12 protein-coding genes are annotated in these 12,641 nt (G+C 69.1%); 4 read left to right on the top strand and 8 right to left on the bottom strand.

Annotation, left to right across the window (positions count from 1 at the left end):
- The first annotated feature begins 27 nt into the window (after nt 1-27).
- Both EV380_RS11725 and EV380_RS11720 read left to right on the top strand, forming a co-directional pair.
- The gene (locus EV380_RS11725; protein ID WP_130451296.1) at nt 28-621 is read left to right on the top strand and encodes a DUF998 domain-containing protein; all 594 of its coding nucleotides are present in this window, start codon (nt 28-30) and stop codon (nt 619-621) included.
- 131 nt (nt 622-752) lie between these two features.
- Nucleotides 753-1,217, top strand: coding sequence for a MepB family protein (locus tag EV380_RS11720; RefSeq protein ID WP_130451295.1), 465 nt, complete (start codon nt 753-755; stop codon nt 1,215-1,217).
- A gap of 3 nt (nt 1,218-1,220) precedes the next feature.
- Here EV380_RS11720 and EV380_RS11715 read toward each other — a convergent pair whose 3' ends face one another.
- The 8 genes from EV380_RS11715 to EV380_RS11680 all read right to left on the bottom strand — a co-directional run bounded on the left by EV380_RS11715 (nt 1,221) and on the right by EV380_RS11680 (nt 9,882).
- Entirely contained in the window at nt 1,221-1,985 is a 765-nt protein-coding gene (locus EV380_RS11715) for an IclR family transcriptional regulator (RefSeq protein ID WP_102159621.1), read from the bottom strand.
- Between the two features lie 7 nt (nt 1,986-1,992).
- Nucleotides 1,993-2,436, bottom strand: a complete 444-nt coding sequence (locus tag EV380_RS11710) for an RbsD/FucU domain-containing protein (RefSeq protein WP_130451294.1) — start codon at nt 2,434-2,436, stop codon at nt 1,993-1,995.
- Nucleotides 2,436-3,197, bottom strand: coding sequence for an SDR family NAD(P)-dependent oxidoreductase (locus tag EV380_RS11705; protein WP_130451293.1), 762 nt, complete (start codon nt 3,195-3,197; stop codon nt 2,436-2,438). Before EV380_RS11705 ends, EV380_RS11710 begins: the two co-directional genes overlap by 1 nt.
- The gene (locus tag EV380_RS11700) at nt 3,194-4,543 is read right to left on the bottom strand and encodes an MFS transporter (protein WP_207219409.1); all 1,350 of its coding nucleotides are present in this window, start codon (nt 4,541-4,543) and stop codon (nt 3,194-3,196) included. Before EV380_RS11700 ends, EV380_RS11705 begins: the two co-directional genes overlap by 4 nt.
- Before the next feature lie 773 nt (nt 4,544-5,316).
- On the bottom strand, nt 5,317-6,159 hold the full coding sequence (locus tag EV380_RS11695) for an SDR family oxidoreductase (protein ID WP_130451292.1): 843 nt from the start codon (nt 6,157-6,159) through the stop codon (nt 5,317-5,319).
- A gap of 43 nt (nt 6,160-6,202) precedes the next feature.
- Complete coding sequence (poxB, locus tag EV380_RS11690; RefSeq protein ID WP_130451291.1) at nt 6,203-7,927, bottom strand: ubiquinone-dependent pyruvate dehydrogenase; 1,725 nt, start codon at nt 7,925-7,927, stop codon at nt 6,203-6,205.
- 105 nt (nt 7,928-8,032) lie between these two features.
- Nucleotides 8,033-8,749: a class I SAM-dependent methyltransferase gene (locus EV380_RS11685; RefSeq protein ID WP_130451290.1), complete on the bottom strand. Its 717-nt coding sequence runs from the start codon at nt 8,747-8,749 to the stop codon at nt 8,033-8,035.
- 92 nt (nt 8,750-8,841) lie between these two features.
- The gene (locus tag EV380_RS11680) at nt 8,842-9,882 is read right to left on the bottom strand and encodes an NAD(P)-dependent alcohol dehydrogenase (protein WP_130451289.1); all 1,041 of its coding nucleotides are present in this window, start codon (nt 9,880-9,882) and stop codon (nt 8,842-8,844) included.
- A gap of 349 nt (nt 9,883-10,231) precedes the next feature.
- Here EV380_RS11680 and EV380_RS11675 point away from each other — a divergent pair, with 349 nt between their 5' ends.
- Together EV380_RS11675 and EV380_RS11670 are read left to right on the top strand one after the other, a co-directional pair.
- Nucleotides 10,232-11,257, top strand: a complete 1,026-nt coding sequence (locus EV380_RS11675) for a LacI family DNA-binding transcriptional regulator (protein ID WP_130451288.1) — start codon at nt 10,232-10,234, stop codon at nt 11,255-11,257.
- Nucleotides 11,258-11,348: 91 nt separating this feature from the next.
- Nucleotides 11,349-12,590 (top strand): sugar ABC transporter substrate-binding protein, encoded by a 1,242-nt coding sequence (locus tag EV380_RS11670; protein ID WP_130451287.1) that lies wholly within the window; start codon nt 11,349-11,351, stop codon nt 12,588-12,590.
- The last annotated feature ends 51 nt before the right edge of the window (nt 12,591-12,641 follow it).

Here is a 12,641-nt window from a genome sequence, read left to right as displayed (position 1 = left end):
GAGCGCTGACCCGGGAGAGGGAGAGGGATGGCGTTCTTGGTGGGCGCGGGTGGTGCCGTGCTGTTCGTGGTGGTGTTCTTGCTCGATGGTCTGACGCGGCCCGGGTACTCTCCGACGCGCCAGACCGTCAGCGCGTTGGCGCTCGGCCCGAGGGGATGGATCCAGACGGCGAACTTCCTGGTGTGCGGTGCCTCGATGGCGGCGGGCGGGAGCGCGGTCGTGCTCGCGGGCCAGTACTTGCTGGGCGCGCTGCTGGCGGTGTTCGGGCTGGGCCTGGTCGTCTCCGGGGTCTTCCGGATGGACCCCATGCGCGGCTATCCGCCCGGTACGCCTGACGCGGATCCCGCTGCGTTCTCCCGGCAGCACCAGCTACATGACCATGCCGGAGCCGTGGTGTTCTTCTCCCTCCCCGTCACCGCGGTGGTCGGTGCCTTTGTCTTGCCGGGCCTGATGTGGAAGGTGGCGACGGTTGCCGTGGTGATCATCCTGGTTCTCGCTCTCAACGCGTTCAGCCGGGACTGGGAGGCTGACGCGCCGCGGACCGGGTTGGCGCAGCGAGCCTTCATCGTCCCGGGATGTCTCTGGATCGCCGGCGTTTTTCTGCACTTTGCCTCTACGTGACTGAGTTCGTTGCTCTGAGGAGCACGAGCAGGACTTGACTCCGTTGTGGCCGGTCTTCGACGTGGGCCCGAACTCGCAGCACGCGTTGTGATCAGACTCGAATCTGCAGCGATAATGCTCTAGTGAGAGACGTGAATTTCCCTTCCTTCGACTGGTTTAGCCAGCATTGTCTCGAACCTCGGGGCCAGCAGTTCGCTGTTCTTCCCGAAGAGCAGAATAGTGACTACGAGTCCGGAATCGTGGACATCAACGGTGAGCATTGGCGCATCCGCACCGCTCGCATCACTCCGACGAAGGCGGGCGCGTTTGTTGCCGTGTGGCGGCGCAACGCCGACGGGGAGACGGAGCCATTTCCTGCGGACGAGGCTGTCAGCGGGTTGATGGTCTTTGTGGTCGACGGTCACCGACGCGGTTGCTTCCGCTTCACATCCGAACGCCTCGCGGAGCTCGGCATAACGCGGGGAAATCGCAGCCCCGGCAAACGGGGATTTCGGCTCTACCCGTCCTGGTGCGAAGACCTTAATCCGACAGCAGCCAGGGCGCAGGCCGCACAGGCCAGCTCGTTCAGTGTGTTGAATGCCAACGGTGCGGCCTGAATCTCACGCGGATCCAGACCCGGCGCTGCCGCGCCAGCCCAGGTCCCGGCTGATGGCCTCCGTCGTGGTCAGAAGGGCCGGCAGGTGCTGCTGGAGGGCATCGATGTCGAGCCGCGTGCGGAAGGCCGTGATGGAAACGGCCCCGGCGACGTCGTCGGCATGATCGCGGACCGGGGCGGCGATGCAGTTGGACAGCTCGTCGTATTCCCCGTCGTCGAATGACCAGCCCCGCTCCTGCACTCGGGTGAGCTCGCGCTCGAACGCTTCCCTGCTCGTGATCGAGCGTTCGGTGAATGTCTCGAACGTCGCGCGGTCGAGAATCGATCGTCGGCGCTCGCCCGAAAGGTGGGCGAGTATCGCTTTGGCGACGCCGGACGTGCTGACCACGGCGTCGCCCCCGATTTCCGTGTTGAGCACGATTGAGTCTCGTGGCTCGATCTTGTCGACGTAGCGGATGCGGTCCCTGTCCGGAACGGCGAACTGCACGGTCACGCCGATGCGGTCGCTGAGATCCTTCAGGTGCGGGTGGGCGATGCCCCGCAGATCGAAGTGCGCCATCGCCGACTTTGCGAGGGCGGCCAGGCGAAACCCCGTGCCGAACACTCCGGTCTCCGTCTGGCGGACCAGCCCGGCGTCTTGAAGCGTCAGCAGTGTGCGCAGCACCGTGGTGCGGTGCACGCCGAGGACCGCGGCGATCTGGGCCGCGGTCCTCGGCTCTGCGCTGCACAGCTCCAAGATCTCGATGGCGCGGGATACAGTCGAGCTCATTCCCTCATTATGCAGGCTCGGGATCTGTGACACCGATTCGGAGCAGGACGTTCGCAAACCTGCGACGGTCACCGCTGACGAGGCAGAGGGCGAGATCTGGTGAGCCGCAGCGGGCAAAGAACTCTTCCCGGGTGGCAGTGGAATGCGGGATGGGTGTGGTTGTCGGGAAAGCCCGCACCGCGGCCAGCGCTTCCAGACCGACTTGTGCGTGTGCCTCAGCAGGTACCGCCATGGTGGTGACCTCCTCGATCGCGATGGTGGCGGCGACGAGGCGCGCGACCTCCGGCACCAGCGGAGCACCGGGAGCCAGCGCGGCATGCACCGTCACCGCGTTGGGGCCGAGGGCTGTGGCTACGGCGAAGTGCGCGTCGGCGATGAGGATGAACGAGCCGTGACCGGCGCGGGCGAGCGTCGACAGGGCGACGGGGTGGGTGATCGTTGCTCTAATCATCAGCTGAAGTGCTGCCCGCCATTGATGTCCAAGATGGTGCCCGTCGTGAAGGAGGCGCCCGGGGAGGCGAACCAGGCGACGGCGGCCGCGACGTCGGCGGGCACTCCCGCTCGGCCCACGGGAATTCCGCTCACTGTGTGCTGCTTGGAATCGGCGGTGGTGAACGTGTCATGGAACGGGGTGGCTTCGATGAACCCGGGGGCCACCGCGTTGACCGTGATGCCGTCGGCGGCGACTTCGCCCGCCAGGCCGCGTGTGAAACCGAACAGTGCCGCTTTGGCGGCGGCGTAGGCCGTGGCTCCGGCGTGCCCGCCGCTGCGGCCCGCAAGGGAGGCCACCGTGACGATCCGTCCGCCGTCTCGCATCAGGGGGAGGATCCTGCGCGTGACGAGGAAGACCGAGTCGACGTTGAGTGCTTGAACACGGCGGAAGAGGTCGTACGGCATGTCACTGATGGGCGAGCGCTGGAGCAGGCCGCCGGCGTTGTGGACCAGGATGTCGACGTTCCCGCAGTCCTGCTCGAGACGCCGGCCGAGGGCCTCGACTTCGGACTCGATGGTCAGGTCGGCGTGCACCGCGAATCCTGGCTTCCCGTCAGCGGAGCCGAGCGCGGCCAGCGCGTCGTCGTCGGGCGTGTGGGAGTGGTAGGTGACGACGACGCGGGCGCCGCGCCGAGCGAGTTCTTCGGCGATCGCGGCGCCGATCCCGACGCCTCCGCCCGTGACGAGGGCGGTGCGGCCGTGCAGATCGAGGTGATTCATCGTGATGACTCCTGGGTGGTGGGAAGGACGAGGCGGGTGTCGCCTTCGGGGCGATGCCGGGCGAACAGCCAAACCGACGCGGCGGTGAGGGCCAGCGCCGCGGCGAGGAAGAGCAAGCCTGCCTGGGACGACCCGGTCAGATCGGTGAGCCAGCCAACAGTCAGCGGTGAGACGAAACCGCCGATGTTTCCGACCGCGCCGACGAGGCCGATGCCGGCTGCGGCAGCTGCTCCGGAGAACAGGCTTGCCGACATGGAGAGCATGGGGCCGATCGCGGTGTAGATGCCGATCGCCGCGAGGCAGAGGAAGGTGAGCGCGAGAACGGGGGAGAGATGCAGGGTGTATCCGGCGCCGAGCAGTCCGATTGCCGCGACGCTGAGGCTGCCGGCCGTATGTGCGGCGCGCTTGCCGGTGCGATCGGCGCGTCCGCTCCACCACAGGACGAAGCACGCGCCCGCCGCGTAGGGGATCGCCACCACGAGGCTGCGCTGGAAGGGGTCGAAATCGCCGAGCTCGCCCACGATCGAGGGAAGCCAGAAAGCGAGGCCATAGATCCCCAGGACCATGCCGAAGTTGAGCCCGGCGTACGCCCACGCGGTGGGGCTGGCCAGGGCGGACATGAAACTGCGAACCGAGTGCGACGTGACTCGGGCGTCGTCGTCGGCGATGGCGTTCTCGAGCGCGGCGCGTTCGGCTCCCGTGAGCCACCGCGCGTTGGCCGGCCTGTCGGTCAGCAGGAAGGGGACGGCGATGCCGAACAACACGGCGGGAAGGCCCTCGATCAGGTACATCCATTGCCAGCCGTGAAGACCGAGCAGGCCGTCGAGGGTCAGGAGCGCCCCGCTGAGCGGAGCGCCGATCATGTTGGCAAGGGGCTGCGCGAGGACGAAGATCCCGAGGACCGCCGCGCGTTCCCGGACGGGGAACCAGAGCGTGAAGTAGAAGACCACGGCCGGGAAGAATCCTGCTTCTGCGACGCCGAGCAGGAAGCGGATCCAGGCGAAGGAGACGTCGTCGACGACGAACGCGGTCGCCATGGCGAGGAGGCCCCAGGGAATCAGGATCCGGGAGATCCAGCGGCGGGCACCGAAGCGGTGCATGCCGGCGTTGCTCGGGATTTCGAAGAGGGTGTAGCCCACGAAGAAGAGTCCGGCTCCGAGTCCGAAGGCCGTGGCCGTCAGACCGATGTCCCGGCTCATTTCCTCGCGGGCGAATCCGACGTTGTTGCGGTCGAGATAGGCGATGAAGTAGAGCACGCAGATCAGCGGCATGATGCGCCAGCGCGCTTTCCGGAGCGCGCTGGCGAGGTGCGTGCCAGCAGGGGCTTGAGTGGTGGGGGTCGACATGAGACTCCTTCGGCTTGTTGTCGCGCCGCGAGCGATGTCTCTTCGGAAGAGCTTCGGTGTGGCCGTCGTTGGGACCGTGGTCGTTCGCAGCGAGTGTGACATTAGCAACATATGCACTGCAGGTGCAATAGTTGCACTAAACTGAGTTGTTCTTGGGCGGTCTCGCTGGGTCCCCGGACGCGCCTTCAGCGGAGTTGGTCGCGGCGGTGGGCCGGGGGTCAGCAGGACGCGCCCGGCACCTCAGTCAGATGACCCAAAGGAGAGCGGGCCAGTGCAGCGGAACGCAGGAAAACAACGCGACGCGCGACGGCGCGCCCCGGCACACAGTCCCGCGTGGCGCCTCCCAGTGGTGGCAGCGGCGGTGAAAGCGCCGTATCTTGCGACGTCGGGTGCAGGGCCGCCGTTCCTAGCTTGCCTCGCAAAGGCGCCTGATGAGCTGATTCTGGCCGACGTGATCGCGCTTGATCGCACTGGGAGTCGGCGGGGTCTCGAGTTCGAGGTGGAGGTTTATGAAGCTTCTGACGCAGGCGAGCTGGGAGTTGGCACGTTGGGCGACGTCAGTCACTTCGTTTTCCGCGGCGTGTTCAGGGACGTCCTGTACCCCCGGCTGGCCCTTCCACCCTACGGCGCGGGGAATCCGGCACGCCTGCGTCTTGATTTCTTGATGACGGTTGTGCGCAGCCGAAATCCCCTCGAGATTCGATACCCGGCTCAGCTCACGTGGGAGGTGACCCGGAAACGAGGGGCGCACCATTGAAGGGCCGGCCCGGCGTTCAGCTGCCCTTGGTCATCGAGAGCATGCCCTTGAGGTCCATGCCGGCTTTCGTCCCGCCGTCGCAGAGGATGTCGATCCCGGTGAGGTATCCGGGCCGGTCGCTGGCGCAGAAGGCGAGGACCTCACCGATCTCCTCTGGCTTGCCGTAGCGGTGCAGTGCGGCGTATTCGAGGAGCTTGTGCGATCCGCTCTTGTTCTCCAGCCGGCCCATGCCGGTGTCGAAACTGCCCGGCGACACCGAGAGGATGCGGGCGCCGCGGGCGCCGAAGCGTCCCGCCATCTCCTGGGAGTACCACATGACGAAGTTCTTGCTCAGAGAGTAGGCGAGACCGGAGCGCAGGCGATGCGGTGCGAGGCCAGCGCGTGCGACGAGACGTGATGCCAGCCGCGCGGGATCCTTGAACGCGAGCCGGTAGGAGCGGCGCGGAACCAGGGGCCGCGGCGCCATGTGGGCTGCGGAGGAAGCGACGTTGACCAGGGCGAATCCCTCGACCGCGACGGCCAGGGCCGCCTCGGTGACGTGGATGGTTCCCAGCGCGTTGACGGAGACCATCGTCTCGGCGTCGCCCATCTGCGGGCTGACCCCGGCCGCGTGCACGACCGCTCGCAAGGTGCCGGCGGACCCGGCCTCGCGGAACAGATCGGCGACGGACTGGCGGCTGGTGATGTCGCAGTAGACGGCGTGGGCCTCGATGCCGTCCTCGCCCAACGACGCGACTGCCTCGTCGAGCCGCCGCTGGTTCAGGTCGGCGATGACGACTCGATGGTCGCGGCCCAGGATCCGCGCCGTGGCCAGACCCATGCCTCCGGTGCCGCCGGTGATGATCGCCGTCTGTTTCATGGGTCTGCTTCCCGTAGGTGTTCGGCGCGCTCTAGAGAAGCCTCTAGAAAAGCTGGCGCAGGTTGGTCTTGGCCAGCTCGAGCAACTCGTCGCCGCGGCCCGACATGACGGTGCGGATCGCGTAGAGCGTGAAGCCCTTGACCTGTTCCGCGGTGATGGCCGGCGGCATGGAGAGCTCCTGCCGTTCGGTCCGCACGTCGAGCACGGCCGGGCCGTCGACGGCGAGGAACTCCTTCACCGCCTGCGGCAGCTTGCGCGATGACTCTACACGCTTGCCCCAGATCCCCAGCGCGTTCGCGACGGCGCCGAAGTCCGGGTTGTCCAGACCGGTCGCGTAAGTCATGAAGCCGGCGGCCTTCATCTCCAGCTCGACGAAGTTCAGCGAGGAGTTGTTGAAGACCACGACCTTCACGGGCAGCTTGTTCTGCACCAGCGTGATGAGCTCGCCGAAGAGCATGCTCAGCCCGCCGTCGCCGGACATCGCGATCACCTGCCGCTCCGGCGCAGCGGCCTGCACGCCGATCGCCTGCGGCAGCGCGTTGGCCATGGTCCCGTGGCTGAACGAGCCGATGAGCCGGCGCTTCCCGTTCATCGTCAGGTAGCGCGAGGCCCACACCACGGGGGAGCCGACGTCGGGCAGAAAGACGGCGTCGTCGGTGGCCTGCTCGTCGAGCAGCCGGGCCAGGTACTGCGGGTGGATGGCGGCCTTGCCGCGGCTCGGCACGGCGAGGTCGTCGAGCTTCTCGCGCGTCTTGGCGTAGTGGCGGCGGGCGGCGTCGAGGTGCTTGCGGTCCGCGGTGCCCTGGAGCCGCGGCAGCAGCGCCTCGAGGGTCGCGCGGCTGTCGCCCACGAGGCCCAGGTCCACGGGGTGGCGCCGTCCCAGCTGCTCGCCGCGCAGGTCGATCTGGATCGTCGTCGCGTCCTCGGGGTAGAACTGCTGGTACGGGAAGTCGGTGCCGATCATCAGGAGGGTGTCCGCGTCCTCCATCGCCCGGTACCCGGAGGAGAAGCCGAGCAGCCCGGTCATCCCGACGTCGTACGGGTTGTCGTATTCGATGTGCTCCTTGCCGCGGAGGGCGTGCACGATCGGCGCGCCCAGCTTGTCGGCCACGGCCAGCAGCTCGGCGTGGGCGCCGGCGACGCCGGCTCCGGCGAGGATCGTGGTCTTCCCGCCGGCGTCGAGCAGCTCGGCGGCCCGGTCCAGCTCGGTCTCGGACGGTACGACGACGGGGCGGGCCCGGGCGATGACCGTGTTCCGGTCCGTCTGGGCCTCGGCCAGGGCGACGTCGCCCGGGATCACGAGGACCGCGACCCCGCGCTTCTCGATCGCCGTGCGCATCGCGATCTCCAGCAGCCGCGGCATCTGCGAGGGGTGCGCGACGTACTCGACGTAGACGCTGCACTCGCGGAAGAGCTCCTGCGGGTGCGTCTCCTGGAAGTAATTCGACCCGATCTCCGGCGTGGGCAGGTGCGCGGCGATCGCGAGCACGGGCACGCGCGAGCGCTGGGCGTCGTAGAGCCCGTTGATCAGGTGCAGGTTGCCAGGCCCGCAGGAGCCGGCGCAGACCGTCAGCTCCCCGGTGACCTCGGCCTCGGCGGCCGCGGCGAACGCGGCCGCCTCCTCGTGCCGCACGTGCACCCAGTCGATCGTGCCGTCTTTGCGCAGCGCGTCCGTGAAACCGTTGAGCGAGTCGCCCGGCAGTCCGTAGACCCGCTCGATGCCGTTGGCGCTCAGCGTGCTGACCATGTTCTCTGCGACCGTGACCATGATGTCCCTCCGACGAGAAAAGAGCCTGATGCTTCGCACCCTACCCCTCGTGCTCCTGGCCTGTCAGGGGTGTGTGAGGGGAAGAACGTCCGGGAGATCCCCGGCTCAGTCCCCCACGTGACGGGTGGCGCGGACGACGACGTCGCGCAGCGTCCGCTCGCCGTCGTGCCCGGGCAGGGTGCGGGTGTGCTCGGCGACAGTCTCGATCCGCCAGAGCGCGGGATCCAGCACGCCGGCGATCCGGTCGCCGGTGACGGTGGCCTCGGCGGGCGGCCAGTCGCCGTCGTGCTCCTCGGAGTGCTCGCCGTGGCGGTCTCCGGCGTCGTCGTGGTCGTGGCCGTGGCCGCCGTGGTCGAGGTGGCCCACGATGAGCAGGGTCCCGCCCGGAGCGACCCACTCGGCGATCCGCCGGTACAGGTCCAGCTGCGGGATGGAAGCGTGCGCGTAGTTGGTCATGACGAGGTCCAGGGGCCGTTCCGGTTCCCATACGGTCAGGTCCGCGGCGATCCAGTGCGTCAGCCCCGCGGCCCCGCCGGCGGCCGCCCGTTCGCGCGCGGTCGCGATCGCGCGTTCGGAGAGGTCGACGCCCGTGACGTCCCAGCCGGTCGCCGCAAGGGCCAGGGCCTCGGTCCCGGTGCCGCACCCGGCGTCCAGGGCGCGGCCGGGCGACAGATCCCGGGTCTCGGCGACCACGTACGGGTTCGCCGGCGCGGCGGCCCCGCCCCGCTCCGGATCCTCCCAGTGCTCTTCCCAGAAGTCCTTGTCGAAGGAGGGCGCGTCGCCGTCCGCCGGGCCCGTGTGCTGGTTCGCGTCTGAGGTCATGGCCGTATCCTGCCAGAACCGGCGGCCCGTGGCGACGACCGGACGACGACGGCCGCGGAGGCGGGCTCCGCAGCCGCCGGTATCTGCCCGGGCTAGAGGGTCGCGGTGTCGATCACGAACCGGTAGCGCACGTCGCTGTTCAGCACACGCTCGTAGGCGTCGTTGATGCGGTCCGCGGAGATGAGTTCGGTCTCCGGGGCGATGCCGTGCTCGGCGCAGAAGTCCAGCATCTCCTGGGTCTCGCGGATCGATCCGATGTTGGAGCCAGCCAACGAGCGGCCACCGATGATCAGAGAGAACGCCGAGACCGGCAGCGGCTGCGGCGGGGCGCCGACGTTCACGAGCGCGCCCTCGGGGCGCAGGGTCGCCAGGTAGGCGTCCATGGGCAGCGGGGCGCTGACCGTGTTGATGATCAAGTCGAACGAACCGCGCAGGGACTCGAGCGCGCCGTCGTCCCCGGTGGCCACGTGCCGCGCGGCGCCGAAGGCGAGCGCGTCTTCCTTCTTGGACTCGCTGCGGGACAGGACCGTCACCTCGGCGCCCATGGCCACGGCGATCTTCACACCCAGGTGGCCGAGCCCGCCCATGCCGACGACGGCGACGCGGGATCCCGGGCCGGCATTCCACCGGGCGAGCGGGGAGTAGGTGGTGATGCCCGCGCACAGCAGGGGAGCGACGGCGTCGTACGGCAGGGCTTCGGGGACCGTGAGCACGAAGTCCTCGTCGACGACGACGTGGGTGGAGTAGCCGCCCTGCGTGATGGTGCCGTCGCGGTCGACGGAGGCGTAGGTCTGCGTGTTGCCGCTCAGGCAGTAGTGCTCGTTGCCCGCGCGGCACTGCTCGCACTCGCGGCAGGAGTTCACCATGCAGCCGACGCCGACGCGGTCGCCGACGGCGTGTTTCGTGACTGCGGAACCGACCTCGGTGACCTCGCCGACGATCTCGTGGCCGACGACCTGCGGGAACGTGATGGGCCCCCACTCCTCGCGCACGGTGTGGATGTCGCTGTGGCAGATGCCGGCGTAGCGGATGGCGATCAGCACGTCCTTCGGTCCGACGTCGCGCCGCTCGATGGTGAGCGGGACGAGAGGTTCGGTGGCGGAGGGGGCGGCGTAGGCCTTGGCGGTGAGCATGGCTCTCCATTCGTTCGGTGGTACGGAGGCTTGCCGCGCGGGCTGCGGGCCGATCGGTCCGCGGCGTACGCTGCGACTCGTCCACCCTACGCCCGACCTGTCGGCCGGTGGGAGGCCCTCTCGGGGCCCCGTTCCGGACCCGCGGGCGCGGAACGGCGTCGACGCGCGAATTCTTCAAACTTCCCCGCGATTGGGGGTTGACCAGCGTGGATGTGTTTCAACGTGGGAATCGAACGCCGTCGAACCGTGTCGAACGCCCCGCCGGACCCTTGTCGGTGTGAGCTGGGGCACGTTATTGTAGAACCGGTTCGACTGATCGAACCGGTTCGATCTACGAAAGGGGAGCACCATGGCGACCATCGGCGACGTGGCCCGCGTGGCGGGAGTCTCGCGCAGCACGGCCTCCTATGCGCTCTCCGGCAAGCGTTCGATCTCCCCGGCGGTGCGCCAGCGCGTTCAGGCGGCGGTCGCCGAGCTCGGCTACACGCCGAACGCCGGTGCCCGCGCCCTGGCCACCTCGCAGACGAACGTGCTCGGGCTTCTCGCCCGGTTCCTCGACGACGAGTTCGCCCCGGCCATGCTGGAGTACATCCTGGGTGTGACTCACATGGCCCGCCGCCTGGGCTACGACACGCTGCTCGTCTCGGAGGAGGACGGCGTGCGCGCCCTGCACAGGCTCGCCCGCTCACGCAAGGTCGACGGGTTCGTCCTGCTCAACGTGGCCGAGAACGATCAGCGCCTGGCCGCCTTGGAAGAGGTCGGGCATCCAGCGGCTCTGGTCGGGTTGCCGGGCGGCGACGCGGGGGTCGACGTGTTCGACCTCGACTTCGAGGCCGGCGGCCGACTCATGGTCGACCGCATGCACGGGCTCGGCCACCGGGAGCTCATCCTGGTCTCGCAGCCCGAGCACGTACTCGAGCGCGGGGGAGCGTACGTGTGGCGGCTGGCGAATGCCGTCCGCGACCGCGCCGAGGCCCTGGGGGTCCGCGTGCACGCCTACCACGGTGCCGCGGCCCAGCCCGATATCGGTGCCGACCTGACCCGCTTCCTCGACGCGCACCCGCACGCGACTGGGCTGCTGCTCAACAACGAAGCGGCGGCCGCCGCGCTGCCCAGCGTCCTCGGCGCCCGAGGGCTGTCCGCTCCGGGCGACCTGTCCGTGATCGGCCGCTACTCCGACGACTTCGCCCGCACGTTCTCGCTGCCGTTCTCCGCGATCGACAGCGCCGCCGACCGGCTGGGACGTTCCGCCGTGGAACGCCTTGTCGGACGGATCTCCGGGCAGATCCCGGCCGCCGAGGCGGCCACCGTGGAACTGCTCCCGCCGATGATCATCGACCGCGGCAGCCTCGCGCCACCTCGGTCCGACCCCTGACCCCGATCCACTCATCCAGGCCCCGCGCCCCGGCGCCCGGCCCGCGTTCCGTGGCACCCGTGTGCCCGAAGCACCGTTTCAAGGAGGAAGCATGAACAACAGGACCGTTCGCAGAACACTCGCGGCCGCCGCCGTCGTCTCCGTCGGCGTCCTCGCCGGCTGCTCGTCGGGCGGCGGCGACGCCTCGTCCGACACCTTTACCTGGTGGGATCCGTACCCCCAGCACGCTGAAGGCTCGGCGTGGGACGAGCGCGTCCAGACGTGCGGCGAGGCCGCCGGCGTCGCCATCCAGCGCACCCCGTACGACACCACCTCGCTGACCAACCAGGCGCTGCTCGCCGCGCAGGAGGGCACCTCGCCCGACGTGATCCTGCTCGACAACCCGGCCGTCTCAACGCTCGCCGAGACCGGCATGCTCAGCACCGTCGGGGAGCTCGGCCTCGACACCTCGGCCGTCGACGCGAACCTGCTCGCCGCCGGCGAGGTCGACGGCGAGACCTACGGCATCCCGATCGGCGCCAACACCCTGGCGCTCTACTACAACGCCGAGATCCTCGACGAGGCCGGGATCGACCCGGCGTCGATCACGGACTGGGAGTCCCTGACGGCGGCGCTCGAGCAGGTCGACGGCGCGGGCCACCGGGGCATCACCTTCGCCGGCATCAACACGGAGGAGGGTTCGTTCCAGTTCCTGCCGTGGTTCTGGGGCTCCGGCGCCGACCTGGCGCAGCTCGACTCCCCGGAGGCGGTCGAGGCCCTCGAGCTGTGGACAGGGTGGCTGGACGCCGGCTACGCGCCCAACTCCGTGATCGGCAACTCCCAGAACACCACGTGGGAGGAGTTCCTGACGGGTGACTTCGCCTTCGTCGAGAACGGCACGTGGCAGGTCAACGCCGCCGCCGAGGCCGACTTCGAGACCGGCGTGATCGAGCTCCCGGCGCGCGACGGCGGCCCTGCACCCGCCCCGACCGGCGGCGAGTTCGTCGTCGCCCCCGTCCAGGACGACGCCGACCGCTACGAGACCACGCGGGAGATCGTCGAGTGCATGACGACGCCGGAGGGCTTCGTCGAGACGGCCGAGACCTTCGCCTACTACATCCCGCCGACGCCCGAGGGCCAGGAGGCCTTCCTGGCGGATCACCCGGAGCTCGAGACCTGGGTCGCGGCCGTGCAGGCCGCCAAGGGCCGCACGAGCGACAACCTCGGCACCGACTACCCGCTGATCTCCGAACAGCTCTGGACCGCCGTCCAGGACGCGCTCTCCGGTTCCAAGACGCCCCAGCAGGCGCTCGAGGACGCCCAGCGCGCCGCCGAAGCGGCCACGGCCGGATAACCGGACGCAGCAGCACCCGACGCGTGGGGCGGGCGGCGCCCGCCCCGCGCC

This window comes from Zhihengliuella halotolerans (genome assembly GCF_004217565.1).
GTDB classification, from domain to species: Bacteria; Actinomycetota; Actinomycetes; order Actinomycetales; family Micrococcaceae; genus Zhihengliuella; species Zhihengliuella halotolerans.
Note: the sequence above shows the minus strand (reverse complement) of the source record. Positions and strands in the feature narration are given on the sequence as shown.

Bases quoted from the DNA above. Each gene is read 5' to 3' on its own strand.
- EV380_RS11670 (WP_130451287.1), top strand. From the start codon at position 11,349: ATGAACAACAGGACCGTTCGCAGAACACTCGCGGCCGCCGCCGTCGTC.
- poxB (WP_130451291.1), bottom strand. From the start codon at position 7,927: ATGGTCACGGTCGCAGAGAACATGGTCAGCACGCTGAGCGCCAACGGC.
- EV380_RS11705 (WP_130451293.1), bottom strand. From the start codon at position 3,197: ATGAATCACCTCGATCTGCACGGCCGCACCGCCCTCGTCACGGGCGGA.
- EV380_RS11725 (WP_130451296.1), top strand. From the start codon at position 28: ATGGCGTTCTTGGTGGGCGCGGGTGGTGCCGTGCTGTTCGTGGTGGTG.
- EV380_RS11710 (WP_130451294.1), bottom strand. From the start codon at position 2,436: ATGATTAGAGCAACGATCACCCACCCCGTCGCCCTGTCGACGCTCGCC.
- EV380_RS11685 (WP_130451290.1), bottom strand. From the start codon at position 8,749: ATGACCTCAGACGCGAACCAGCACACGGGCCCGGCGGACGGCGACGCG.
- EV380_RS11715 (WP_102159621.1), bottom strand. From the start codon at position 1,985: ATGAGCTCGACTGTATCCCGCGCCATCGAGATCTTGGAGCTGTGCAGC.
- EV380_RS11680 (WP_130451289.1), bottom strand. From the start codon at position 9,882: ATGCTCACCGCCAAGGCCTACGCCGCCCCCTCCGCCACCGAACCTCTC.
- EV380_RS11695 (WP_130451292.1), bottom strand. From the start codon at position 6,159: ATGAAACAGACGGCGATCATCACCGGCGGCACCGGAGGCATGGGTCTG.
- EV380_RS11675 (WP_130451288.1), top strand. From the start codon at position 10,232: ATGGCGACCATCGGCGACGTGGCCCGCGTGGCGGGAGTCTCGCGCAGC.
- EV380_RS11700 (WP_207219409.1), bottom strand. From the start codon at position 4,543: ATGTCGACCCCCACCACTCAAGCCCCTGCTGGCACGCACCTCGCCAGC.